At 68.3% G+C, this 23,775-nt stretch carries 20 protein-coding genes; 8 read left to right on the top strand and 12 right to left on the bottom strand.

Annotation, left to right across the window (positions count from 1 at the left end):
• The first annotated feature begins 193 nt into the window (after positions 1-193).
• Positions 194-1,108, top strand: coding sequence for an IS1380 family transposase (locus tag ACTMTI_RS50960; RefSeq protein ID WP_441128135.1), 915 nt, complete (start codon positions 194-196; stop codon positions 1,106-1,108).
• 688 nt (positions 1,109-1,796) lie between these two features.
• Here ACTMTI_RS50960 and ACTMTI_RS50955 read toward each other — a convergent pair.
• The 7 genes from ACTMTI_RS50955 to ACTMTI_RS50925 all read right to left on the bottom strand — a co-directional run bounded on the left by ACTMTI_RS50955 (position 1,797) and on the right by ACTMTI_RS50925 (position 9,192).
• Complete coding sequence (locus ACTMTI_RS50955; RefSeq protein ID WP_441128134.1) at positions 1,797-2,798, bottom strand: LacI family DNA-binding transcriptional regulator; 1,002 nt, start codon at positions 2,796-2,798, stop codon at positions 1,797-1,799.
• A gap of 82 nt (positions 2,799-2,880) precedes the next feature.
• The gene (locus ACTMTI_RS50950; RefSeq protein WP_441128133.1) at positions 2,881-3,843 is read right to left on the bottom strand and encodes an aldo/keto reductase family protein; all 963 of its coding nucleotides are present in this window, start codon (positions 3,841-3,843) and stop codon (positions 2,881-2,883) included.
• Positions 3,840-4,832 carry a LacI family DNA-binding transcriptional regulator gene (locus ACTMTI_RS50945; protein WP_441128132.1) on the bottom strand — a complete coding sequence of 331 codons (993 nt, stop codon included), beginning with the start codon at positions 4,830-4,832 and terminating at the stop codon, positions 3,840-3,842. Before ACTMTI_RS50945 ends, ACTMTI_RS50950 begins: the two co-directional genes overlap by 4 nt.
• On the bottom strand, positions 4,829-6,163 hold the full coding sequence (locus ACTMTI_RS50940; protein ID WP_441128131.1) for a GH1 family beta-glucosidase: 1,335 nt from the start codon (positions 6,161-6,163) through the stop codon (positions 4,829-4,831). Before ACTMTI_RS50940 ends, ACTMTI_RS50945 begins: the two co-directional genes overlap by 4 nt.
• A complete protein-coding gene (locus tag ACTMTI_RS50935) occupies positions 6,160-6,981 on the bottom strand; it encodes a carbohydrate ABC transporter permease (protein WP_441128130.1) in 822 nt (273 codons plus the stop codon). The genes ACTMTI_RS50940 and ACTMTI_RS50935 overlap by 4 nt, the downstream gene beginning before the upstream one ends.
• A 2-nt stretch (positions 6,982-6,983) precedes the next feature.
• Positions 6,984-7,904 carry a carbohydrate ABC transporter permease gene (locus ACTMTI_RS50930; protein ID WP_441128129.1) on the bottom strand — a complete coding sequence of 307 codons (921 nt, stop codon included), beginning with the start codon at positions 7,902-7,904 and terminating at the stop codon, positions 6,984-6,986.
• 4 nt (positions 7,905-7,908) lie between these two features.
• The gene (locus ACTMTI_RS50925) at positions 7,909-9,192 is read right to left on the bottom strand and encodes an ABC transporter substrate-binding protein (protein WP_441128128.1); all 1,284 of its coding nucleotides are present in this window, start codon (positions 9,190-9,192) and stop codon (positions 7,909-7,911) included.
• Positions 9,193-9,487: 295 nt separating this feature from the next.
• On the opposite strand from ACTMTI_RS50925, the gene ACTMTI_RS50920 reads away from it, so the two are divergent.
• The 4 genes from ACTMTI_RS50920 to ACTMTI_RS50905 all read left to right on the top strand — a co-directional run bounded on the left by ACTMTI_RS50920 (position 9,488) and on the right by ACTMTI_RS50905 (position 14,251).
• Positions 9,488-11,677 carry a glycoside hydrolase family 9 protein gene (locus ACTMTI_RS50920; protein ID WP_441128127.1) on the top strand — a complete coding sequence of 730 codons (2,190 nt, stop codon included), beginning with the start codon at positions 9,488-9,490 and terminating at the stop codon, positions 11,675-11,677.
• Positions 11,678-11,723: 46 nt separating this feature from the next.
• Positions 11,724-13,109 (top strand): glycoside hydrolase family 6 protein, encoded by a 1,386-nt coding sequence (locus ACTMTI_RS50915; protein WP_441128126.1) that lies wholly within the window; start codon positions 11,724-11,726, stop codon positions 13,107-13,109.
• A gap of 66 nt (positions 13,110-13,175) precedes the next feature.
• Positions 13,176-13,385, top strand: coding sequence for a Tn3 family transposase (locus tag ACTMTI_RS50910; protein ID WP_441128175.1), 210 nt, complete (start codon positions 13,176-13,178; stop codon positions 13,383-13,385).
• On the top strand, positions 13,382-14,251 hold the full coding sequence (locus tag ACTMTI_RS50905) for an IS4 family transposase (protein WP_441128125.1): 870 nt from the start codon (positions 13,382-13,384) through the stop codon (positions 14,249-14,251). The genes ACTMTI_RS50910 and ACTMTI_RS50905 overlap by 4 nt, the downstream gene beginning before the upstream one ends.
• An 11-nt stretch (positions 14,252-14,262) precedes the next feature.
• On the opposite strand, the gene ACTMTI_RS50900 is transcribed toward ACTMTI_RS50905, so the two are convergent.
• The 5 genes from ACTMTI_RS50900 to ACTMTI_RS50880 all read right to left on the bottom strand — a co-directional run bounded on the left by ACTMTI_RS50900 (position 14,263) and on the right by ACTMTI_RS50880 (position 21,154).
• The gene (locus ACTMTI_RS50900) at positions 14,263-16,383 is read right to left on the bottom strand and encodes a recombinase family protein (protein ID WP_441128124.1); all 2,121 of its coding nucleotides are present in this window, start codon (positions 16,381-16,383) and stop codon (positions 14,263-14,265) included.
• Between the two features lie 888 nt (positions 16,384-17,271).
• Positions 17,272-18,189, bottom strand: coding sequence for a carbohydrate ABC transporter permease (locus tag ACTMTI_RS50895; RefSeq protein ID WP_441128123.1), 918 nt, complete (start codon positions 18,187-18,189; stop codon positions 17,272-17,274).
• A gap of 70 nt (positions 18,190-18,259) precedes the next feature.
• Complete coding sequence (locus tag ACTMTI_RS50890) at positions 18,260-18,514, bottom strand: transposase (RefSeq protein WP_441128122.1); 255 nt, start codon at positions 18,512-18,514, stop codon at positions 18,260-18,262.
• Positions 18,515-19,180: 666 nt separating this feature from the next.
• Entirely contained in the window at positions 19,181-19,807 is a 627-nt protein-coding gene (locus ACTMTI_RS50885) for a GNAT family N-acetyltransferase (RefSeq protein WP_441128121.1), read from the bottom strand.
• A 222-nt stretch (positions 19,808-20,029) separates the two neighbouring features.
• Positions 20,030-21,154 (bottom strand): aminotransferase class I/II-fold pyridoxal phosphate-dependent enzyme, encoded by a 1,125-nt coding sequence (locus ACTMTI_RS50880; protein ID WP_441128120.1) that lies wholly within the window; start codon positions 21,152-21,154, stop codon positions 20,030-20,032.
• Positions 21,155-21,207: 53 nt separating this feature from the next.
• On the opposite strand from ACTMTI_RS50880, the gene ACTMTI_RS50875 reads away from it, so the two are divergent.
• From ACTMTI_RS50875 to ACTMTI_RS50865, 3 genes are all read left to right on the top strand, one after another.
• A complete protein-coding gene (locus ACTMTI_RS50875; RefSeq protein ID WP_441128119.1) occupies positions 21,208-21,471 on the top strand; it encodes a hypothetical protein in 264 nt (87 codons plus the stop codon).
• A gap of 6 nt (positions 21,472-21,477) precedes the next feature.
• On the top strand, positions 21,478-21,999 hold the full coding sequence (locus ACTMTI_RS50870) for a tyrosine-type recombinase/integrase (RefSeq protein ID WP_441128174.1): 522 nt from the start codon (positions 21,478-21,480) through the stop codon (positions 21,997-21,999).
• 77 nt (positions 22,000-22,076) lie between these two features.
• Positions 22,077-23,222 (top strand): MFS transporter, encoded by a 1,146-nt coding sequence (locus ACTMTI_RS50865; RefSeq protein WP_441128118.1) that lies wholly within the window; start codon positions 22,077-22,079, stop codon positions 23,220-23,222.
• The last annotated feature ends 553 nt before the right edge of the window (positions 23,223-23,775 follow it).

The following is a 23,775-nucleotide window of genomic DNA, read 5'->3' as shown; positions in this document are numbered from 1 at the left end:
GACCGCCGGCCGAGTCCACCGGGAGATCACGGAGGGCCGTTCTTGAAACGGCTGGACTGAAGTTGACCTGGAAGCCTAGAGAACTCCCATCATCCCAGCTCGGAGGACACCTCACCCCTTTTCGCGGCCATCACACCGAATTCAAACCTGTGGATCCAGGCTGAGAGCACAGCAACCGATCCAGGGCAGGAGCGTGCTGATACGCGGGCTGAATGTGCTGCTTGCGACGGTGTCGACCCCGCTGGCCGCGCCGATCGTGGCCGGGACCCGATTGCGCGGCGGCAGCGCCGGTTCAGCCCGTGGCGCGGCCTCGTTCGTGCGCGAGCAGATCGGCGCCGCCCGGGACGCGGGCGCCGGCGCGACCCTGATCGTCCGGATGGACAGCGCCTTCTACGGCGCGCAGGTGATCGCAGCGTGCCGCGAGCACGATGCCCGCTTCTCCGTCACCGCCAAGCTGGACCCCAAGGTCAAAGAGGCGATCGCCGCGATCGCCGCGATCGCCGAGGACGCGTGGACACCGATCAAGTATCCGCGCGCCATTTTCGACCCCCAAGCCGGTGGCTGGGTCTCTGACGCCGAGGTCGCCGAAACCCGCTATACCGCCTTCACCAGCAAGACCGGCAAGGCCGTCACCGCCCGGCTGATCGTCCGCCGGGTCAAGCGGCTCAACCCGCAGGCCGGACGTGGCCAAGACGAGCTGTTCGCCTCCTGGCGCTACTATCCGATCTTCACCGACAGCCCGTATGCGCTGCTTCAGGCCGAGGAACAGCATCGTGATCACGCCGTGCAGGAGCAGGTCAACGCCGACTTGATCGACGGACCGCTCGCCCATTTGCCCTCAGGCTCGTTCGCAGCCAACGCGGCCTGGCTCACCTTGGCCGCCCTCACCCATAACCTGCCGCGCGCCACCGGCTGCCTGACCTCGGCCTTCCACGCCAAAGCGCGCGGCGCGACCCTGCGCCGCCAGTTGATCGCCATCCCCGCGCGGATCGCCCGGCACGGCCGCGGGCACGTGGTCTTCCACCTTCCCGAGCATTGGCCCTGGCGGCATGCCTGGACGAACGTCTTCGCCGCCACCCACCATCCGCCACCGGCACACGCGGCCTGACCTACCGAACCCCTGGTCACACTCCTGCACGGCCCTCGCCGGCCATCAGCGTCTGCACGCGCTCCACGACCCCGACCTGGCTCTGGACAAGCCGTGATGCGAGCACGGCAGCTCTGTCACGCCCGAAAACATGTCCTCACCTGCGCGACCAGCCCTCGTCGAGGAATTGAGCCGGAAAACGATCACAAGAATTCACGCCGTGCATCCAGGCTCAGACCACCAGCTCAGAGGCTCCCTGGAAAGGATCCACACCCAAACGACAAGCTCATTGATCGCGCCAGAACCCAAGTTTATGATCTTTGACAACAAATCGACCGCGGCACGATAGAACAGCACTCAGCGCTCCTGGTGGTAACCGGGCGTCGGTAAGACGGGCGCAACCAGGGGCAGGTGCTCGAGCTCGTGCAGGTCACCAGCCTTTGTAATACCGGCGGCGACTACCTGAAGGTTCGCCGTAGCCCTCGCGCCATGAGCCTTCTGACCTGGACAAACATCAAACCCATGTACTCCATTGCACGGCTCTTACAGACACCCCGTCCCGCGGCCCCACTCATCCACTGGCTACTACGTCGTGTGACCTTTGCAGTTCCAGAGGGCGCGAACACGCGACACTTGATTACGCGAGGTCGCCAGTTCCGGCCCCCGGCACGGATGTTCGGGCAGCCGCATGCCGTGCCGCGATATGGGTTCAGGCGGATTCGCGGATGACCAGTTCGGTGGGGAGGATGAGTGGGGTGGGTTGCCCGCCCCGGATCAGGGCGAGCAGCATGCGGGTCATCTCGCGGCCGAGAGCTTTGATGGGCTGGCGTACCGTGGTCAGGGTGGGATGGGTGTGCCGGGCGGTCACCACGTCGTCGAACCCCACGACCGCGATGTCGCCGGGTACGGTCCGGCCGTGCTCTTTCAGCACGCCGAGCGCGCCCACGGCCATCTCGTCGGAGGCGATCAGCACGGCGTCGAGATCCGGATGCTCGGTCAGCAGGCGAGCCATCGCGGCGGCTCCGCTCGCCTCGGTGAAGTCGCCGTGCGCGACCCGCTCGGCTCCGAGTCCGGCCAGCGCCAGCGCCTCGCGGAAGCCCAGGTAGCGGGATAGGCCGACGTGCATGTCGAGCGGCCCGGTGATGGTCGCGATCCGGGTGCGGCCGGTGGAGATCAGGTATTCGGCCGCCTGGCGAGCGCCGTCGCGGTTGTCGGCGTCCACGTACCAGTGGTGGGAGCTGCCCAGGGAGCGTCCGCCGTATACCACGGGGACGCCGCCCTCGGCGGCCACCTTCGCCAGGGGGTCGTTTTCCCGCAGGGCCAGCAGCATGACACCGTCGGCCCTGCGTGACTGCAGGACACGGGCCAGCCGGTTCCTGCCGCGCTCGGAGGCGGCCAGGATCAGCAGCAGCTCGAGGTCGGTTTCCTCCAGGACGGCGTTCACCCCGACGATGACCTCGGCGAAGAAGGGGTTGGTGAACAGGGCCTGGTCGTCGCTGGAGACCGCCAGCACGACCGCGCCACTGCGCTGGGTGGCCAGGGAGCGGGCGGCGACGTTGGGCACGTAGCCCAGGTCCTTGATGGCCCGCTCCACGGCCTGCCGCGCGGCCCGGCTGACATGCGGGGCGTTGTTGATCACCCGAGACACCGTGCCCCTGGACACTCCCGCCCGCCGGGCCACCTCGTCCAGCGTCGGCTGCCGATCCGTCATTTTTAGGAGCGCTCCCAAGCGTTTACATGCTGGTCATGTGGAGGGTACCAGGCTTCCAGTCTGTGAGCGCTTCCACTCGCGATCAGGGCCTGGTGAGCGGGCTGAACGGCCCGTCGGCCACGCGTTCCACCACGTCGTCCAAGATCTGGTCGATCGCGCGGAGCACGTCGTCTCCGAGGGTCGCCCCGGATGCCGCCGCACTGTCGTGCACCTGCTCGGGCCGTGAGCCGCCGACGATCGCGGCCGAGACCCCGGGGCCGCGCAGTACCCAGGCGATCGCCAGTTGCGCCATGGTCAGCCCGAGGTCCGCCGCGATCGGGCGGAGCCGCTCCACACGTGTCAGGACGTCGTCGGTGAGCAGGCGGCCCACGAACTCCCTGCGCGCCTCGGCGGGCGGCGCCTGGCCGGGGGAGTAGCGCCCGGCCAGCACGCCTTGGGCCATCGGCTGGTAGACGAGCTGGCCGACACCTTCCTTGGCGCACAGTGGCAGGATCTCCGGCTCGATGACCCTGCGGAGCATGTTGTACTGCGGCTGGTTGGACACGATCCGGTCCAGGCCCAGGTCGTCGGCGATCCGCAGCGCGTCGGCGATCTGCTCCGCCGTCCAGTCGGAGACACCGACGTACAGGACCTTGCCGGCTCGCACCAGGTCGTCGAAGGCCCGCAGGGTCTCCTCCAGGGGGGTGGCGTAGTCGTAGCGGTGCGCCTGGTAGAGATCCACGTAGTCGGTGCGGAGGCGGCGCAGGGAGCCGTCGATCGAGCGCATGATGTGCTTGCGGGACAGGCCGCGGTCGTTGGGGCCGGGGCCGGTGGGCCAGTAGATCTTGGTGAGGATCTCCACCGAATCGCGGCGGACGTCCCGCAGCGCCTGGCCGAGCGCCTCCTCGGCGCGGGTCTCGGCGTAGGCGTCGGCGGTGTCGAACGTGGTGATCCCGGCGTCGAGGGCGGCGTGCACGCAGGGTTCGACGGTGTCCTCGGTGAGCCAGTTGCCGTAGGCGATCTCGCTGATCATGAGCCCGCTGTGCCCAAGATGACGAAATTTCATGAAGTCTCCCTTGTCGCGAGGTGTGGGGTGAGGACGAGGACGGATCGGCTCGGTGTCCCGCCGCCGATCAGCATGAGCAGCAGGCGGACCATCTCCCGGCCCATGTCCTCGACCGGCTGATGGACCGAGGTGAGCCCGGCCTGCTCGGCGAGTGGCGAGTCGTCGAAGCCCACGACGGCCACGTCGGCGCGGCCTGCCTCGCGCAGCACCCGCAGCGCGCCCAGGGCCATCAGGTCGGAGGCGGCGAAGACCGCGTCGAGGTCGGGCCTGCGGGCCAGCAGTGCCCGCATGGCCACGGCACCGCTCCGCTCACTGAAGTCCCCGCCCGCCACGAGATCGGAACTCTCCTCGATCCCGGAGGCGGTCAGGCAATCACGGTAGCCCCCCAGTCGGTGGACGCTGACGAGCATGTCCATCGGCCCCGTGATGGTCGCGATCCGGCGGCGTCCCCGCTCGATCAGGTGCCGTACCGCCAGGTACGCTCCCGCCTGGTTGTCCACGTCCACGACATGAGCGGCGAGAGCGGGATCGAGCGGCCTGCCGCCCAGCACCGCCGGGACGCCGAGCTCCCCCAGGCGGGACGGGAGCGGATCCTCGTGGTGCAGCGAGAGCAGCAGGACCCCGTCCACGTGGCCGCCCCCGAGATAGGCCTCCAACGCTGACCGCTCGCTGCTCGACCGGGCCATGGTTATCAGCAGCTGCTTGCCGGACGACGTCAGCTGCGCCGCGATGCCGCGTACCACGCCCGCGAAGAACGGGTCGCTGAACACGCGCTCGGGAGACTCGGAGATGACCAGCGCGACCGTGTCCATGCGCCGGGTGACCAGCGAACGCGCGGCCCGGTTGGGGGTGTAGCGCAACTCCTCGATGGCCTTCTGCACGGTGAGCCTGGTCCTCGGGCGCACCTTGGAGGAGCCGTTGAGCACGCGGGAGACCGTGCTCCGGCCGACCCCCGCGTGCGCGGCCACCTGCTCGATCGTGGGTCTCACAGCCCACCGCGCCTGATCACCTCGGCGTACCAGCGCGCGCTGTCCTTGGGGGTACGGCGCTGCGTGGCGAAGTCGACGTGCACCAGGCCGAACCGCTGGGCGTACCCGTGCGCCCACTCGAAGTTGTCCAACAGAGACCAGGCGAAATAGCCGCGCAGCGGCACTCCCTGCGCAACGGCGTCGTGGCAGGCGCGCAGGTGGCCATCGAAGTAGGCGATCCGGTCGGCGTCGTGAACCTCCTCGTCATAGGCCGCGCCGTTCTCGGTGACGTAGAGGGCGGTCACCGGGTAGTCGCGGGCGAGCCGCACGAGCAGGTCGGACAGCCCGCTCTCGTCGACCTCCCATCCCAGGGTGGTCCGCGGCCCCCCGCCGTCAACGAACCGCACCGTCTCCGACCCGACGTATGGGCTCGGCTTGCCCGGCGGGCGGGCGGGACCGTCTCCGGAGACGATGGCCGGGGTGTAGTAGTTGACGCCGAGGAAGTCCAGCGGCGCCGCGATCACCTTCAGGTCGCCGTCACGGACGTGCTCGAAGCCGGTCACCTCGGTCAGGTCCTGGACCACGTCCGCTGGGTACGCGGCCCGGAACAGCGGGTCCAGGAAGATCCGGTTGGCCACGCCGTCGATGCGGCGCGCGGCGTCCACGTCCTCGGCCGAGCCGGTGGCCGGGCTCACCTGGGCGGGGTTCAGCGTGATGCCGACCCGCGAGCCGCTCATGGCGCTCGCGGCCATGCCGTGTCCGAGCAGCAGGTGGTGCACGGCACGGATGGCGGCGGCAGGCTCACGCCGGCCGGGCGCGTGCTCTCCGGTGGCGTACCCGAGGAAGGCCGAGCACCAGGGCTCGTTGAGCGTGGTCCAGTGCGTTACCCTGTCGGCCAGCGCGTCGTGCACGGCGGCGGCGTAGTCGGCGAAGCGCAGGGCCGTGTCCCGCGCGGGCCAGCCACCGGCGTCCTCCAGTGGCTGGGGCAGGTCCCAGTGGTACAGCGTCGGCCACGGCTGGATCTCGCGGCTCAGCAGCTCGTCCACGAGGCGCCGGTAGAAGTCCAGGCCGCGCTGGTTGACGGCCCCCGATCCGAGCGGCTGCACCCGCGGCCAGGCCACGGAGAAGCGGTAGGCGCGCAGGCCGAGCTCGGCCATGAGGGCGACGTCGTCGCGGTAGCGGTGGTAGTGGTCACAGGCGATGTCGCCGGTGTCGCCGTCGCGCACGTTGCCGGGCTGCGCGGCGAAGACATCCCAGATCGAAGGCTCGCGTCCGTCCTCGGCGGACGCCCCCTCGATCTGGTAGCTCGAGGTGGCGGCCCCCCAGAGAAAGCCAGGATCGAACGTGTTCACGCCTTGACGGCTCCTTCCATGATGCCGCCGATGATCTGGCGGCCGAACGCGATGAAGACGAACAGCAGCGGGAGCGTGGCGATCAGCGTCCCGGAAAACATGAGCGTGTAGTCGGTGTAGTACGTGCTGGACAACTGACTGAGCGAGAACTGGACGGTCGGGTTGTCGGCCTCCAGAACGGCCAGCGGCCACAGGAACTCGTTCCAGGTGCCCATGAAGGTGAACAGCCCCAGCACGGCGGCGCCCGGCCGTAGGGCGGGCAGCACGACCTTCCAGAAGATGCCGAAGGTCGAGCAGCCGTCCACCCGCGCCGCCTCGACCAACTCGTCGGGGACGGCCCGCTCGGCGTACTGCCGCATCAGGAAGACACCGAACGCCGAGACCAGGAACGGCACGATGACCGCCTGCAGCCGGTTCTGCCAGCCGAGCTCCACCATGATCATATAGAGTGGGATGATGCCCATCTGGACCGGGATCATCATCGTGGCCAGGATGACGAGCAACAGCGCGTTCCTGCCGCGGAAGCGCAGCTTGGCGAACGCAAAGCCGGCCAGCGAGCAGAAGAACACCACCGACACGGTCACGGTGATGGAGGCGATAGCGGAGTTGACCATCCCCAGCAGGAAATTGGCGTCCTCGGCCGCGAAGAGCCGCGTGACGTTCTCGCCCAGGTTGCCGCCCGGGGTGAGGGGCGGCGGCCAGTCGCCGACGACGTCGTTGGCCCGGGTGGCCACGACGAACAGCCAGTAGAGCGGGAAGACCGACAGTGCGATCGCCGCCAGCAGGGTGAGGTAGACCAGGGGTCCTGAGGTTCGCATGGCTATCTCGCTCTCCGCGTGAGCAGGAAGTTGACCAGAGCGAAGACCACGATGAGCAGGAAGATCATCCAGGCGACGGCCGAGCCATAGCCGTAGTCGAAGTCCCTGAAGGCCTTCTCGAACATGTACATGGCCACGGTCTGGAACTGCCGCAGGCTGCCGCCGGAGATGGCGTAGGCGCCCTGGCCGAAGATGAGCGGTTCGGTGAACAGCTGCATCCCGCCGATTGTCGAGATGATCACAGCGAACAGGATCGCCGGCCGGATCAGCGGCACCGTGATGCCCCAGAACTGCCTGGCCTTGGAGGCGCCGTCGATGGCCGCCGCCTCGTACACGTCGCGCGGCACCGACTGCATCGCGGCCAGGAAGATCAGCGCGTTGTAGCCGGTCCATCGCCAATCGACCATGACCGAGATCGCCAGCCAGGACGACCACTTGTCCGCCCGCCAGTCCACCGGGTCCACGCCCAGCAGGGCGAGTAGGCCGTTGGCCATGCCGGCGTCGCGGTCGAAGATCTGGCTGAACACGATGCCCACCGCCGCCACCGAGGTGACGATCGGCGCGAGCACCCCCATCCGGAAGAACGTCAGCGCACGCAGCCGCTGGTTGAGCAGGCTCGCCACGACCAGTGCCAGGAGCAACTGCGGCACCGTGGCCAGCACGAACATGCCGAGGGTGTTGACGACCGCGTTCCAGAAGTCGGGGTCGGCGAACAGATCCGCATAGTTTGCCAGCCCGACGAACCCCGCGTCTCCTGCCAGGTCCCAGTCGTGCAGCGAGACCCATGCGGTGTACAGCAACGGGAAGAGCCCGAAGACCCCGAAGATCACGAAGAACGGCGCCACGAAAAGGTAGGGCGAGCCCACCAGGTCGAGGCGGGACAGCAGTCCCGCCCGCGACCTCGCGTGCGTAGCGGATCGCACTTTGTTACTTAGCAGCACGCTTGGCGTCCTCGACAGCCTTGGTCCACGCCTCGTCCGGCTGCAGCTTGCCCTGCTCGACGGCCATCAGCGCGTTGCCGACGCGGTCACCGACCGGGTTGTTGTCCGGCCCCAGGTACACCGGCTTGAGCGCCTTCGCGCTCGCTCCGAAGATCTTCCCGACGGGAGCGTTGTTGAAGTAGTCGTTGACGAAGCCCTGCACCGCCGGGTCATCGATGGCCTGCGGCGATGAGGGGAAGTTGCTCTTGGCCTTGAACGCCGCGATCTGCCCCTTCGGGCTGGTGAGGAATTTGATCAGCTCGGCTGCTTCCTTCTGGTGCTTGCTCTGCTTCGGCACCGCCAGGAACGAGCCGCCGCGAACGGCTCCGTCACCCGGCACGCGCGCCACGTCCCACTTGCCGGCGTTCTCCGGCCCCGCCTGCTCCTCAATGACGCCGAGCATCCACGACGGGCACGGGATGGTGGCGAAGGTGCCCTTCTTGAACCCGGCGTTCCACTGCGGGCTCCACTGCGCGAGATTCGCCGACAGCCCACCCTGGATCATCTTGACCGCCTGGTCCCAGGACGCCTTCACCCCGGGATTGGTGTCGATCACCAGGTTGTTGGAGGTGTCGTAGTAGGTGTGGTCGCCCTGCTGCATCAGGATGTTCTGATAGATGCCGCCGGCCGAGTCGAAGAAGTGCGCTCCCGTCTTGGCCTGAGCGAACTTCTGCCCGGTGGCAAGGTAAGCGTCCCAGGTCGGCCAGAGCTCACCGACCTTCTCGCGATCGGTGGGCAGCCCGGCCTTGGCCAGCAGGTCTGTCCGGTAGCACATGCCTTGCGCGCCGACGTCGGTGCCGAGCCCGACGAGTTTGGAGCCGTCGTTCGTGAGTGCCTGCTTCCACTTCCATTCCAGGAAATCGGCCTTCAGTGACCCGGCTCCGTGGTCGAGAAGGTTCACGAACCGCTCGGGCTTGGCCATGAACTGGATGAGGATGCCCTCCTCCAGCGCGACCACGTCTCCGGCTCCGCTGCCCGAGGCCATCCACTGCTGCAGCTTGGGCAGGTAGTCGCCGAGCTGGGCGATGCTCTCCTGCTTGATCGTTATTCCAGGATGAGCGGCCTCGTACTGCTTGTAGAGCTCCTCGTAGCCGAACTCGCTGAAGGTCTTGACCACCAGGGTGATCTTTCCCTGCGTCGCGGTGTCCGGCGTCTGTGCGCCGGCGCCGCACGCCGCGAGCAGGCCGGTGAGGGCGGCGGCGATCAGCGGCCGCGCCAGCCTTGTCGTCATCTCATTCTCCCTGTTTTCCGGGAGCGGTTCCAGAGGGGATGAAGCCGCTCGATACACTCGACTACCTGCGTTGACGCCGCGGATTGTGCCGGTGTTCCAGAGCTTTTTCTGTACATTATTGGGAGCGCTCCCAGCCGATGTTAGGGGATTGTCGCACCGCTGAGAAGGGGGCGGAGAGAGCAAGGTTCAATCTCCGCGAAACAGTTGACAGCTCGCGGTGCCCTCGCAGAAGATTCGACACTGACGCCGCGGTATCCCGGGGACGACTCTGTCCAGCGACCTGAAAGGTCCCGGTATGTCCGCCACACTCAGGCTGTCCGCGGCCTGTGTCCTCCTCCTCGCCGGCCTCGCGACCCCCGCGCACGCCGACTCCTACGAAAGACTCCTGAACGGCGGCTTCGACAGCGGCAAAGACCCTTGGTGGAGCAGCCAGAACACCCCGTCACGCGTCGAATCGGGCCGGCTGTGCGCCGACGTCCCCGCCGGCACCACGAACCCGTGGGACTCCATGATCGGCCAGAACGACGTCCCGTTGGAGGACGGCCAGCCATACACCCTCCGCTTCACCGCCTCCGCCAGCCGGGACGTCACCATCCGCACTACCGTCCAGCTCGCCGGCCCGCCGTACACCACCCCCCTGGACCAACGGCCCGAGCTGACAGCCACGCCGCGCACGTTCGAGTACACCGCGACGTCGAACGTCTCGGACTCGCACGGACAGGTGACCTTCCAGATGGGCGGCGCCACGGAGCCGTACACGCTCTGCCTGGACGAGATCTCCCTGGTCGGCGGGGTGCTCCCGCCCGGAGGCGACCGGGACCTCGGCTCGCCGGTGCGGGTCAACCAGCACGGCTACGCGACCTCGGGCCCCAAACGCGCCACGATCGTCAACCCCGGGACCGAGCCGCTGGAATGGCGGCTGCTCAACACGCGCGGCGCAGCCGTGGCCCAGGGCCGCACCCGGGTGCATGGCGCCGACGCGATGTCCGGCGACCATGTCCACCTGGCCGACTTCTCGTCCGTCCGCAAGGCGGGCACCGGCTACACACTCGCGGTCGGCGACCAGGTCAGCCTGCCGTTCGACATCGGCGACGACCTGTACGACGGGCTGCGCAGGGACGCGCTGGCGTACTTCTACCACAACCGCAGCGGCATCCCGATCGAGGCCGCGTACGTCGGCGACGCCTACGCCAGGCCGGCCGGGCACCTCGGCGTCGCCCCCAACCAGGGGGACACCCGCGTCCCATGTCTGCCGGGCACGTGCGACCACACGCTGGACGTGCGCGGAGGCTGGTACGACGCGGGCGACCACGGCAAGTACGTGGTGAACGGCGCCCTCGCCGCCTGGCAGCTCATGGACCTCTACGAGCGCTCGCGCAGGCAGGACGATCGGGAGGGGATACACGACGGCCTGCTGCGCGTCCCCGAGGCCGGCAACGGCGTCCCGGACGTGCTCGACGAGGCGCGCTGGGAGGTGGAGTTCCTGCTTCGCATGCAGGTGCCCGGCAGCGGCCTGGTCCACCACAAGATGCACGACGCCGCGTGGACCGGGCACCCGACGATCCCGCACCTGGACACCCAGCCACGCTACCTCTACCCGCCCTCCACGGCCGCGACTCTCAACCTCGCCGCAGCCGGCGCCCAGTGTGCCCGGATCTGGAAGGCATGGGACCGCGCGTTCGCCCGGCGTTGCCTTGAGGCGGCCGAGACAGCTTGGCGGGCGGCCCGTGCGCATCCCGACCTCTACGCACCGCCCGGAGGCGAGGGTGGGGGCGCTTACGACGACACCGACGTCTCCGACGAGTTCTCCTGGGCGGCCGCCGAGCTGTACGCGACCACCGGCAAGCACTCCTACCTGACCTTCGTCACCACGAAGCTGACCGCGGACGGGTTCTCCTGGCAGTCGACCGGCGCGCTGGCCGACCTGACCGTCGCCCGGCTGCTCGGCCGCTTCCCGGCCGCCATGTCCGCCGCCGCGCGCAAGAGGGTGCTGTCCGTCGCCGACGGCTACGTGCGCGACATGAGCGTCCAGGGTTACGCCAACCCCTACCTGCCGGCCGACGGCAGGTACGTCTGGGGCTCGACCAGCGCCACCACCAACAGCGCAGTGATCATGGCGATGGCCTACGACCTCACCCGCGACCGCCGCTACCGCGAGGCGGTCCTGGAGTCGATGGACTACCTGTTCGGGCGCAACGCGCTGAACCAGTCCTATGTCACCGGGTACGGCGAGCGGGCCAGCCACAACCAGCACCACCGATTCTGGGCCCACCAGATCGACCCGAGCCTTCCCACCCCCGCCCCCGGCTCCCTGGCCGGAGGCCCCAATTCCGGTCTCCAGGACCCGGTCGCCCAGCGCAACCTCGCCGGCTGTACGCCGGCCAAGTGCTACATCGACGACATCGGCTCCTGGTCCACCAACGAGGTGGCGATCAACTGGAACTCATCCCTTGCCTGGATCGCCGCCTTCGCCGACTCCCTGTGACAGCCGACTTCCTGTGGCAGGAATCCTCTAGAAAGGAAAGCAGTACATGCGAGTATTAACCCGGTTGGCGGCGATCACCGCCGCAACGGCGACCGCCCTGTCGGTGACCGTCGCCACGCCCGCCACAGCCGCGACCGAACTGGTGGTCAACGGCACATTCAGCACCGGCACCGCACCATGGTGGAACTCTGCCAACACCTCCATGGCGGTGGACACCGGGCGGCTGCGCGTCAACGTGGCCGGTGGCACGGCCAACCCGTGGGACGCCATGGTCGCCCAGAACAACATCACCCTGACCAGCGGCAAGACCTACACGCTGTCCTTCGACGCCTCCGCCTCCACCTCGGTCAGCGCGGTCACCACCGTGCAACTGGCCAACAGCCCGTACACCAACACCCTGACAAAGACGATCGCGCTCACCACGACGAGCAAGCGCTTCAGCTTCCCCTTCACCTCCAGCCTGAGCACGACGGCCGGACAGGTTTCGTTCCAACTCGGTAAGAACGTCGCCCACACCGTCTACCTCGACAACGTCTCCCTCACCGAGACGACGTCCGGGTCCGGGCCGATCGGCATGACGAGCGGCTTCTACGTCGACCCCAACTCCAACCCCGCCGTCTGGGTGAGAAACAACTCCGGCGACTCCCGGGCCGCCCGGATCCAGTCCTCAATCGCCTCCAAGCCGATGGCCCGATGGTTCGGTAGCTGGAGCGGCGACATCACCGCCGCCGTCTCCGGCTTCGTGGGCGCCGCGGACAGCGCCGACAAACTGCCGATCCTGGTCGCATACAACATCCCCGGCCGCGACGCGTGCGGCGGCCACTCCGGCGGCGGCGCCGGCAGCGAAGCGGCGTACAAGACATGGATCTCCGCATTCGCCTCCGGCATCGGCAACCGACCCGCGCTCGTCGTCATCGAGCCCGACTCCCTCGGCGACTTCGACTGCATGAGCGAAACGGCCCGGCAAGAACGCATCCGCATGCTGACCTACGCCACCGAACAGTTCCGCGACAAGGCCGCCAACACCTGGGCCTACCTCGACGCCGGCAACGCCGGCTGGACCGCACCGGCGACCATGGCCTCCCGGCTGAGCAGCGTGGGCGTCGCCAACGTCCGCGGCTTCTCGGTCAACGTCTCCAACTACTACACCACCAGCCAGTCGTCCACCTACGGCAACGAGATCAACTCCGCGCTCGGCGGCACCGCCAAGTTCGTGATCGACACCAGCCGCAACGGCAACGGCTCCAACGGCGAATGGTGCAACCCTGCAGGCCGCAAGCTCGGCACTACGACGCAGATCGGCGGCGGCGCCGAGATGCTGCTCTGGGGCAAGGTTCCCGGCGACTCGGACGGCAACTGCGGCATCGCGCCGAACGTGCCCGCCGGAACGTTCAGCCCGGACCTCGCCATACGGCTGATCGACGGCACGTGACCTAGTCACGAGCTCAGAGAGAAGCATGCCCGGCGTCACACGTGGCGCCGGGCATGCTATCCCCATCTGCTCGTCCGTCGCCTCGGCCACGTCGACAACGAGCCCGAGGAGCAGGAGAAAGCGATCAAGTTCAACACCCTGGTGGCCGACCTGGTGATGTACCAGACCACGCTGGACATGTCCTTGGTACTCAACCAGCTCCGTCGCGAGGGGCAGACGGTGCATCGCGCCGACTACGCCGGGGTTGAGGAACCCAGGAACAGCCATTGGCGATGAGAATGATCTTGGGCCAATGCCAAGGACAGGAGGTCGCCGAGAAACTGACCGGGATGCTCGCGTTCGTGCCGGGCTCGCGGTGGGAGCCGCCGACGCGAGGTGCGGTGACTCAGGCCAGGCGGCGCTTGGGCGCCGAGCCGGTCAAGGAGGTGTTCGAGCGTGTGGCCCGCCCAGCCGCCTCCCCGACGACGGCGGGTGCGTGGCTCGGCCGGTGGCGGCTGATGGCGATCGACAGATTCGTGCTCGACCTGCCCGACACTCCGGCGAACCTCGAAGAGTTCCCCAAGGACAGCGCGGGCGGGTATGAGACCGCCTTTGCGCAGGCCCGGGTCGTGGCCATCAGCGAGTGCGCCGGTCACGCGATCGTCGCGGCGGATGTGTCGGGCTGCTGGGACGGTGAACAGACCCTGGCCTACTCCCTGTACGAGCGGCTGGAAGAGGACATGCTGCTGCTCGCCGATCGCGGCTTCTACAGCTTCTACGCCTGGGGTCAGGCCCGCCGTAGCGGCGCCCAGCTACTGTGGCGGGTGCAGGCCGGGCTCCGCCCGTACTGGCTGTGCGACCTGGACGACGGATCCTGGCTCGCGGTCATCACCAACCCCGTGGTCGGCCTGCACAGGTCGCAGAAGGATCGGCTGCGTGAAGACGCTCGCCAGGGCCGCGACCTCGACCCCGACCGGGCGGTGGTCGTTCGCGTGGTCGACTACACCGTGCCCGGTCGCAAGGGCGACCACATCCGGTTGATCACCAGCATTCTCGACCCGGCCGAGGCCACCGCCGAGCATCTGGCCTCCTGCTACCACCAGCGGTGGGAAGCCGAGATCTGTCAAGCACAATGCACCGATAACTACAGCTTGGCCGCGTAAGAGGAAGAGCCTCAGCTGGTAGTGGGCTCGTCGGAGCGGTGGGGCGGGTTCTGCTGCTGCCAGCGTCTGCGGTTGTGGTAGCCGTGAGGCAGCGCCCGAAGGGCGCGCAGCCGGTCGACTTCAGCGGCGTCTGCGGTGACGATCCAGAGTCTGGTGCCGGGTTCTTGGCGAGCGGTCACCCAGCCGCGGCGGATCCAGTTGTAGAGGGTGACCGGGGGCATGGCCAGCTCGCGGGCGAGTTCGGCGGACCACCAGGCATGGCGGCCGGGTGGGCGGCGCTTGGGCCAGGTGCGGCCTGGCTGGTCGGTGGTGGTGCGCAGACGGCGGATCAGGTCGCGGATGGCCTGAGCGCCGAAGGTGGCGAACCGTTTGGGCGGGCGTAAGCCTTCGGCGTTGAGCCGGTCGGCGATCTGGGCGCTGGTCAGGCCGGCGTCGTCGAGTTGCAGGACCAGCTCGGCCAGGCGCGGGTAGTACGACAGTTGCTCCAGCCGGGCGACCGGGCGGACGAAGTCGCCGGTGGTGGTGTGTCCGCCTGCCCAGGTGATCTGGGCGGTGACCTGCTCGCATTCGCCGTGGACAGTGACCGTGACGGCCTCGATGATGGTGCGCAGGAGCTGCTTGCGATCGGCGTTGGAGGTGGTGTCGGCATGCCACAGCGCCGGAAGATCGGCGGCCAGCTCGCGGATCTGCTCGCGCTCGGCCGCCGACAGCAGCAGCGGCCGGCCGGCCAGGAACCGGTCGTGATCCTCGCGCAGGCTCTCCAGCTCGGCCAGCGCCTGTTCCCAGTCGCGTTCCAGCTGCCGTACGACCAGCCGGTTTTCCGGTTCGGCCAGCTGGTATTGGCGCCGGGCCCGGTCGGCGGCATAGGCGGCGCGCTCCAGCCGCTGTTGCCACAGCTGCTCCAGCCGGGCGCGGTCGGCCTCGATCCGCTCGGCGGCGCGCAGCGACACCTCCAACGCCGCCGGAGCGATCATCTGAAGCAATTGGCCGGTGACATGCGCGTCCACGCACGGGCCCGCCAGCTGCTGGCAGCGCGGCCCGCCGCGGTCGGCGTACTCGCGCATGCACACGTAGTTGTGCAGCGAGTCGTCGCCGCGCCGATGGTATTGGACGATCATCCGGTGGCCGCAGCGGCCGCACCGGATCACCCCGACCAGCAGGGCGCGGCCGCTGCGAGCCGCGCCCACCGACTCCGCGCGGGCGCGATTGGCCGCCATCCGCTCCAGGTTGCGCTCATACTGCGCAGCGCTGATGTAGGCGGGCACCCGGTCCGGCAAGACCACCTGCCACTGTCGCCTCGGCACCGTCACACGCCCGGTGAAGGGGCGGCCGGGAACCTTCTTGCGATGATCGACACCGCTGCGGCCGTAGGCATAGATCCCGGCGTAGATCGGGTTGTGCAGGATGTTGGTCAGCGTCATCCGGTTCGGGCGACGCCAGGCAAGCTCGCCCTGATCGACTCCTTCCCGCAGCCGGATCCCCAGCTGGATCCGGTGTTCGACCAGGTAGGCCAGGACCGCGTTGATCGTGCCGAGTTCGTCGAACAGCTCGAAGATGAGCCTGATGACGGCCTGGACCTGCTCGTCGGGGTCCTTGACCACCTCTCCCGAGGGGCGCAGCACATACCCGGTCGGCACCGAGAAGAACAACTCGCCCCGCTGGGCCTTGGCCAGCCGTCCCGCCGCCATCCGCTGTTTGATCAGGTGGAGTTCCGCCTCCGACATGGTGCCCTTCAGCCCGAGCAGCAGCCGGTCGTTGTACTGAGCCGGATCATAGATCCCGTCGCTGTCGCCGAGCAGCGTTCCCGCCAACGCGCACAGCTCCATCAACTGATACCAGTCCCGGCCCGAGCGGGCCAGCCGCGAGACCTCCACCCCCAGCACGATCCCCACATGACCGAGCCCGACCTCGCTCACCAACTCGGCGAACCCCGGCCGTCCCTGCGCGCTGGCGCCGGACATGCCCAGGTCGGCATCGATCACCTTGACCCTGCCGGCCGCCCAGCCCAGCGCCACCGCCCGGTCCACGAGCGCGTACTGAACCCGGGCCGACTCGGTGTGCTCAAGCACCTGACGGCGGGTCGACTGGCGCACGTACACCACCGCCATCCGGTCGGTGTGCTCGCGTCTCACCTTCCCCGGCGACCCTGGAGATATGTTCGCCTGCCTGCTCATCGGCACCGCCGGTCAGACTCGTCGCCGGGCGGGATAACCGTCGCTCCACCAGCAGCGCCAGCATTCGAATCGCCGCAATCCGACTCGTTTCCGGCAAATCGCCCCATCCGATGGGCGAGGAGGTCGTCGGCCGGGTCGTGGAGAGCCCGGCTCGCCCTCCGATCGCCGACAGGCGGTGATGCCGCACCCCCTTCCCGCGGGGCGCTCTCCTCCTTGAGCCGCTGGACGACAGCCGCCAACTCCAGCAGACCTTCGATGCCAATCATCGCAGCTCCAGGCCCTAACAGCTATATAGGTGCACTGTAGAAAGCTGCTTGAAACCGGCTTCGATCAGCTGAAAACCCATCTGCGCGGGCCGGGCCGGATTCTGCGGTCCCGCACTCCCCGACCTGGCGCGCCAGGAGATCTGGGCCTACCTCCTTACCCACTGGGCCTTGGCCACCCTGATCTGCATCGCGGCCACCACCGAGGGGTCGACCCCGACCGGATCAAGTTCCTGGCCACCTTGCGCATCGTGCGCCGCTCGATCACTGACCGGGCGGCCTTCCCCCCCTGCACCCCACGACACCCTCTGGACGCGCACCGTCCACCAGGTCGGCCGGCCTCGCAATCGCAACCCCTCCCGCCGGCATCGCAGCTACCCCCGAGCCGTCAAACGCACCCGACGAAGCAGCTACAGAGAACGCCGCCCCTCCGACAAGGGCATCCGGCACGCAGGACCGCCCACCGTCGCGCTCTTGCCCCAGCCACCTCGAACCAGAGCATGATCGTTAACTAAACGGCATTGGCCTGGTGTCGTTCCGCATGATCACGGATGCCTGGTGCCGCCCTATCCGGTTGCTGCGGTTACTGGACGGCACCGGCGGTGAGGCCGGCCTGGATCTGGCGCTGGAAGATGACGTACATCACAATCATGGGCAGGATCGAGATCGTCAGCGCGGCGAAGAGGCTGGACCAGTCCGCCTCGAATCCGGCCGCTGTCGAGATGTCCGCGATGCCCTGGGTGAGCATCCACTTGTCCTTCGCGCCGGCCATGAGCACCAGCGGCAGGAGATACTGCGCCCACTGGCCGATCAGGTTGAAGATCGTGAGGCTGATCAAACCCGGTTTGGCCATCGGCAGCATCACCGAGAAGAACAGCCGGGTGTGCGACGCGCCGTCGATCGTTGCCGCCTCCGCCACGGAGCTGGGCAGTGAGCGGAGGAACGCGGACAGGAAGAATATTGTGAAGGGCAGCGAGTAGGCGATGTACACCAGGATCAGGCCGGTGTAGGTGTTGAGCAGGCCGAAGTTCTTCACCACGAAGAACAGCGGCACGACGGCCAGGGACGGCGGGAATGCGATGCCGGCGACGAAGGCGAAGTAGATCAGCCGATTGCCCCAGAACCTGTACCGTGCCAGCACGTACGCCGCCATGGAGGACAGCAGCATCGTGCCGGCTGTGCTCAGGCTCACCACGAGCACGCTGTTGATGACGTAGCGGCCGACGTGCGCCTTGTTCCAGGCCCGGCCCCAGTTCTCCCAACGCAGGTGGTCCGGCAGGGTCCACGGCGCGCTGAAGATCTCCGTGGTGTTCTTGAACGAGGCCAGAAACACCCAGATAAATGGCACGATGATGAGCAGCGCCCAGGCCGCCAGCAGCACGTGCCCGATAGCGCCGAGCACGTTGATCCGCCGACGGGAGGACGGGGTGTTCGCGTGGGTCTTGCCGTCGCTCGGGTTGTTGCGCGGGCCGGGCGCCGCCCGGCCGATGATTGCGGTCATGTCCCGGCCTCTCAGCGCTCGTAGGTCTCACGTCGGGTGACGCGCAGCGTCAGGGCGGCGAACGTGAGGGTCAGCAGGCACAGCGCGACACCGTATGTGCTCGCGTCGCCGAGGCGGCTCGAGCGATGAAGTGGCCAAGATTCTGCCGGGGCAGGCCCAGTCGGCTGGCCATCGGCTCCACCGATTTCCGCTTTCCGTCGAGCATCAGCCCGCGCAGATACTGCTGGCCATAGCTGCGTTGGCCTTGGTAGCCGAGGTACTTGAAGATGTCACTGGTGAAGGCCTCGAGGTCCTCATTCAGCGCCTCGACAGCTTGTAAGTCCATGACCCCCACGATGGCCCCGCCTGACAAGGCCGTTCAGCTACACCTACACCGCTGAACAGGTCGAGGACCATGACCAAGCTCTGATGAAGTGCATTGCTATCCGGTAGCTGTTTCGCCGGCCCGCGGACGCTAACAGCCGCGATCATCACCGGTGTCCGCGGTGACGGAGCCGCCACCGCGAACACCGCCGAGAAGGAACTGACGAATGAATGCTGCGTTTGACATCGCTCGGCAGAGAGGGGAGCGGGATGACGGTCTGTCACGGAAACGCGGATCAATGGCCCGGTGACGCGCCGGTGACCGGCGAGACCATCACCAACATCAGTCGTGCGGCACCAGAGACGCTGCTCAGCATGTGCTCCTCGCCGGAGTCGAAGTCGATAGCGTCGCCGGCCTCGAGCTCACCGAGGAGGAGCGCCAGGCGTTCGAAGGAGATCGAGACGCCGTTGCCGCGCTGGCCGAACGCCTAACAGGTGCCCACGCCAGCCGGTCCCACCCCAAGGATCTCGCTGCCCAGACGGCGTTCATCCCGCTGACCGTTCTGCACGACAGTCTGCGGAGGGACACACGATGACTCGGAAGAACGTAGCCGCCTGCATCGCCGCTCCGCTATCGGAGGCTTCTCACCCATACCGCCACCTGGGCGACGTGGCAGGTGCACGCTGGTCAGCGCCCGAGCAGGATGCTGATCTGCGAACCGAACTCCCGGAAACCGAGCGCTCGGGCCACCCGTCGCGACGGCTCCGGCCGCGCCCTCCACTGCGGCACCAGCCCGTTCTCCATCGCGTCGGCAGCCGCCGCCGAGGCCACCCGACGAGCCAAGCCACGACCACGATGGCCCGGGGCGGTCAAGACGAACAGATGCGCCGCCATGCTCAGCCATGCCTGATATTCGGCGGCAGCGATCACAGCCCGCCCTTCGCGAATCGCGAAGGCAGTCGAAGCGATCTCCTCCAGACCGCTCTCCTCCGCGTCCTGCTGGTCCACCGAGGCCACCAGCTCGCGAACATCGTGATGACCCGCAGGCAGGCCCTCGACCTCGCCCTCGGTATGAGCAGCAACGAAATCCCCAGCGTCGAGGTATGCCAGCGTTGCCGGACCCAGAACGTCCAGGGCGGGCAGCTGAGGCGGAAGCAGAGCAAGATCAATACCGGTTCGAGCGATATCGAGGAGCAGCGTGCCCCGCACCGGCTTTATCAAGTCAGCGCTCGGCACGGTGGCCAGGACCGCTCCGTCCAGCGCGACGACGCCCGTCCACCCCGGCGGGCACAACCACGATCCCGGCGAGACCACGACACTCCCACGTTCGGGAAACGTGACAGGAACACGAGCCAGGTCCGCCCACAACTGGCGCGCTCGATCCAAGGAACTCCGCGACATTCGTCGATGATCCCGGCTGGCAAGGCACGAGACCAACTTGTTTATGCCCAGGGCCACTCCGAACCGCTCGGCAAGTCCGAGAAACGTGCAGCTTCCGAAAGCTCGTTACCTCTTATTCGCCATAACTTGCCATGTTCAGGAGGTTACGCGCTGCCACTCCGGCCACGCTTGGGAGAGCGTGGCCATCCCCTCGGGGAACAGCGCCCTGCCCATGCCGAACCGCAGGTGCTGCCCGGTATGCTCGAACATCACGTCAGGAGCCAACAGCACACCGTGACGGTCGACCAGCCACTCGGAGAACGCCCGCGCCTCCGTCGCCGTCAGCCACGGGTAGGCGCAGGTCCCACCGACCGGGGGCACCCAGTCCCACCCAGGCGTGGACTCCACGAACGAGGCCAGCGCACCTGCGTTGGCGCGGACCAGGCTGTTGGCGCGATCCACAAGCGCGGGAGCCGCCTGCAGGCCCGCGATGGCCAGGACCTCGCTCGGCGCGCTCGTGGCCAGCGTCGTCCAGTAGCGGTAGTCCAGCAGGCGCGCCGTCACCGCTGCGTTCTGCGTGACCGTCCAGCCGATCCGGACCCCGGCCATGCCCAGTACCTTCGAAACGCCCGTGACCGAGATCGCGTTGGCCGTCATCGCCGCCGCGGACGGGAGCCGGCGCTGCGGCTCCAGCTCGATGCCTCGGTAGATCTCGTCGCTCAGCAGAAGGATCTCGCTGCCGTCTACCAGGCCCAGAAGCTCCTCGAAGACAGGCGCTTCCGGCAATGCTCCCGTGGGGTTGTGGGGAAAGTTCGCCACGATCAGCCGAGTATTCGGCCGCAGGGCGCGCCTGACCTCGTCCACATCCAAGCGCCAACCGTCCTCCCGCCGGAGGCGGATCTCGGTCACCTCCGCCCCGATCGCACGTGGCACATCGATCAGCAGCTGGTACGTGGGGCCGATGACCACCACCTGGTCCTTGGGGCTGAGGATGGCGTTGAAGAGCACGAACACTGCCTCGGTGGCGCCGGCGAAGACCTGCACCGCTGAGCCCGATCGGACACCGGAGGACTGGGCGGCCAACTCCCTCAACAGCGGGTGGCCCGGGGATTCGGTGTAACCCAGCGTCAGGGACTCGTACCACCGACGCGTGTCCTCGGGGGCGACCTCCCACAGCGCATCCAGCGACAGTCCTTCGGTGTCTGATCCGGTCAGGTTCACCCGGCACGTGAACTCATGCTTGGCGAACATGCGCTCGATCAAGAACGGAGGCAGTTGCACGTCGCGATCCCGTCTGCTGGTACGTGTGTCGACTTAGCGGCTGATCCTAGGCCGTGCCCGGAAAGCAGCGCCGTCTGCCCCGCAGGCTGGCCGAGCGCTGCGGTCTGGAGCGACTGGTCGACGCGCACGTGATGCTGGGCACCGCGGACGGGCGGTTCGCGCACGCGACGGGGCGGACCGCCGTTCCGCTTGCCGGGGCGGTCCCGGCGGTCGCGTCCTGGCGGCTGTCCGCACTGCCGCGCGGGCTGCCGGCAGCCGAGATCGAGCTGCTGTTGGCGGGCTGCGACCGGGACACGGCGGCCGGCCTGCGCGATTAGGCAGTCCTGTCGCTGCTGGCCCGGCTCGGGCTGCGCGGCGCCGAGGCCGCCGGCCTGCAGCTCGGTGACATCGACTGGCGGGCCGGCGAGATCGCGGTCACGGGCAAGGGCAGCCGCACCGAGCGGCTTCCCCTGCCGGCCCCGGCCGGGGAAGCGCTGGCCGCCTGGCTCTGTGGCGGCCGTCCCGCCTGCCAGTCGCGGGCGGTGTTCGTGACGGTGCGGCGGCCTTACCGGCAGCTGACGCCGGAGGCGGTCCGCGCGGTCATGGGCCGGGCCTGCGACCGGGCCGGGCTCGAGCGCCGTGGCGCGCACCTGCTCCGTCACGCGCTGGCGACCGAGATGCTGCGCGCCGGCGCGTCGCTGCCCGAGGTCGGGCAGGTGCTGCGGCACCGCAGCCAGCTGTCCACGTCGCTCTATGCCAAAGTCGACCAGGATGCGCTGCGCCCGCTGGCCCGCTATGCCCGGGTCTCGAGTGAAGCTCTCGGGCGCTGGCAGGCTGGACGCGATCCTGCCGCCCGCAAGCGGTGAGGGCGGACCTTCGAGGAATCTGAGTGCAAGGGGATCGATATGCCTGATGGATGGCAGGGGGACGGCAGGAAGCCCGCGTGAGTGCCGCGCGGTTGATCTTCGCAGCGCAGGCCTTACGCGGTCTGGCGTACGGCCTGGCCGCCGTCCAGCTGGCCACGCTGCTGCAGGCTGAGGGGCTGCAGGCCGCCGGGGTCGGTCTCGTGCTGGCCGCCGTGATGGCCGGGGGCGCGCTGGCCAGCATCGCCCTGGCCCGCTGGGGCGACCGGTTCGGCCGTCGCCGCTCCTACGCCGTGTTGTACCTGGCCCTGGCTCTGTGCGGGTCGCTGATCGCGCTCGGAGCTCCGGTGTGGCTGCTGATCCTGGCCGCTCTATCCGGCGCGCTGTCGGTCGAGGTGGTCGAGTCCGGGCCGTTCACCACCGTGGAGCAGGTCATGCTGGATGGCAGCGGCGTGGCCGTGCGCGGCTTCGGCCTCTACAACGCCGTCGCTGCCACCGCCGGGGCCGCCGGCGCGCTGCTGGGCGCGCTCCCGCCCTCGCGGTCGCTGCTCGGCGGGGTGTTGCTGGCCGTGGGCGTGGCTGGTGCGTTGCTGGCCCTGCGGCTGCCCGCCTCGCTCGAGGTGGCCTCGGTTCAGGTCTCCGCGCCGGTCCGGCCTCGCCCGGTCGTGGTCCGGCTGGCGGCGCTGTTCGCCGTGGACAGCCTGGCCGGGGGTTTCGTTGTGCAGGCCTATCTGGCCTACTGGCTGGGCGTCCACTACCAAGCTGACACGGTGAGCATCGGGCTGCTGTTCGCGGGCTGTGCCGCCCTGCAGACCGCCTCCTTCCTGCTCGCGCCGGTCATCGCGGCCAGGATCGGGCTGCTGAACACGATGGTCTTCACCCACCTGCCGAGTAACCTGCTGCTCATCGGCGTCGCCTTCGCCCCGGGGTTCCCAGTAGCGGCGGGGCTGCTGCTGGCCCGCGCCTGCCTGTCCTCGATGGACGTGCCCACCCGCCAGGCCTACGTCATGGCCATGGTCCCGCCCACCGAGCGCACCACCGCAGCCGCCGTCACCAACACCGCCCGCTACCTGACCCGGCCCGCCGGTCCCGCGCTGGCCGGGCTGCTGCAGCCCCTCGGTCTGGCCTGGCCGTTCCTCATCGCCGGGACCGCCAAGACCCTCTACGACCTGACCCTGTGGCGGATCTTCCGCCGCGTCGAACTCCCCGCCGGAGGCCCATCGTGATCTAGGTGGCCAGGACCCGTCCCAAGACCGACCGGATCGCCTGCCCCTAGCGGATCCGCCGCTTCATCGACCCTGACGTCTCAGCCGCCGATGTCGTCGTCGTGGACATCGCCTGGATCACCCAGCGGTCGCAACCCTCCCGGCAGCTCGGGCAGAGCGAAGGAGTAGCGGCCCAGCATGTTCACGTGCGCGTGTCTCTAGGCAAAATCGACTCGTGGACCAGCCCTCAACGCCGTGACCTGCGGCATCACGCCGCTGTTACCTCCAGGACAACCGAATTACGTCGAACGCGGGCTGGAGGGATGCGACGTCGGTCCAGGTGAGGCCGTCGATCGAGGTCTGGAGCACGAAGTCGCGAGCGCAGGCGTTGGGCCACTTGAGCGTGACGTGGTCGACCTTCGACGGATCGGCGACCTTGACCTTGTCGTCAGCGCACTGCGATGACCAGCGGGTGGCGGTTTTCCGTCCAGAACCAGGGCGGCCGCGAAGTCCGGCCGGTCCAGTTCCAACCTGGAAGCACTGGCAGCGCCGGACAGCGCCAGGTTGACGGGAT

The sequence above is a fragment of the Nonomuraea sp. H19 genome, from assembly GCF_052068215.1.
GTDB lineage: Bacteria > Actinomycetota > Actinomycetes > Streptosporangiales > Streptosporangiaceae > Nonomuraea.
Note: the sequence above shows the minus strand (reverse complement) of the source record. Positions and strands in the feature narration are given on the sequence as shown.

Bases quoted from the DNA above. Each gene is read 5' to 3' on its own strand.
- ACTMTI_RS50895 (WP_441128123.1), bottom strand. From the start codon at position 18,189: ATGACCGCAATCATCGGCCGGGCGGCGCCCGGCCCGCGCAACAACCCG.
- ACTMTI_RS50890 (WP_441128122.1), bottom strand. From the start codon at position 18,514: ATGGACTTACAAGCTGTCGAGGCGCTGAATGAGGACCTCGAGGCCTTC.
- ACTMTI_RS50950 (WP_441128133.1), bottom strand. From the start codon at position 3,843: ATGAAATTTCGTCATCTTGGGCACAGCGGGCTCATGATCAGCGAGATC.
- ACTMTI_RS50935 (WP_441128130.1), bottom strand. From the start codon at position 6,981: ATGCGAACCTCAGGACCCCTGGTCTACCTCACCCTGCTGGCGGCGATC.
- ACTMTI_RS50915 (WP_441128126.1), top strand. From the start codon at position 11,724: ATGCGAGTATTAACCCGGTTGGCGGCGATCACCGCCGCAACGGCGACC.
- ACTMTI_RS50955 (WP_441128134.1), bottom strand. From the start codon at position 2,798: ATGACGGATCGGCAGCCGACGCTGGACGAGGTGGCCCGGCGGGCGGGA.
- ACTMTI_RS50905 (WP_441128125.1), top strand. From the start codon at position 13,382: ATGAGAATGATCTTGGGCCAATGCCAAGGACAGGAGGTCGCCGAGAAA.
- ACTMTI_RS50920 (WP_441128127.1), top strand. From the start codon at position 9,488: ATGTCCGCCACACTCAGGCTGTCCGCGGCCTGTGTCCTCCTCCTCGCC.
- ACTMTI_RS50925 (WP_441128128.1), bottom strand. From the start codon at position 9,192: ATGACGACAAGGCTGGCGCGGCCGCTGATCGCCGCCGCCCTCACCGGC.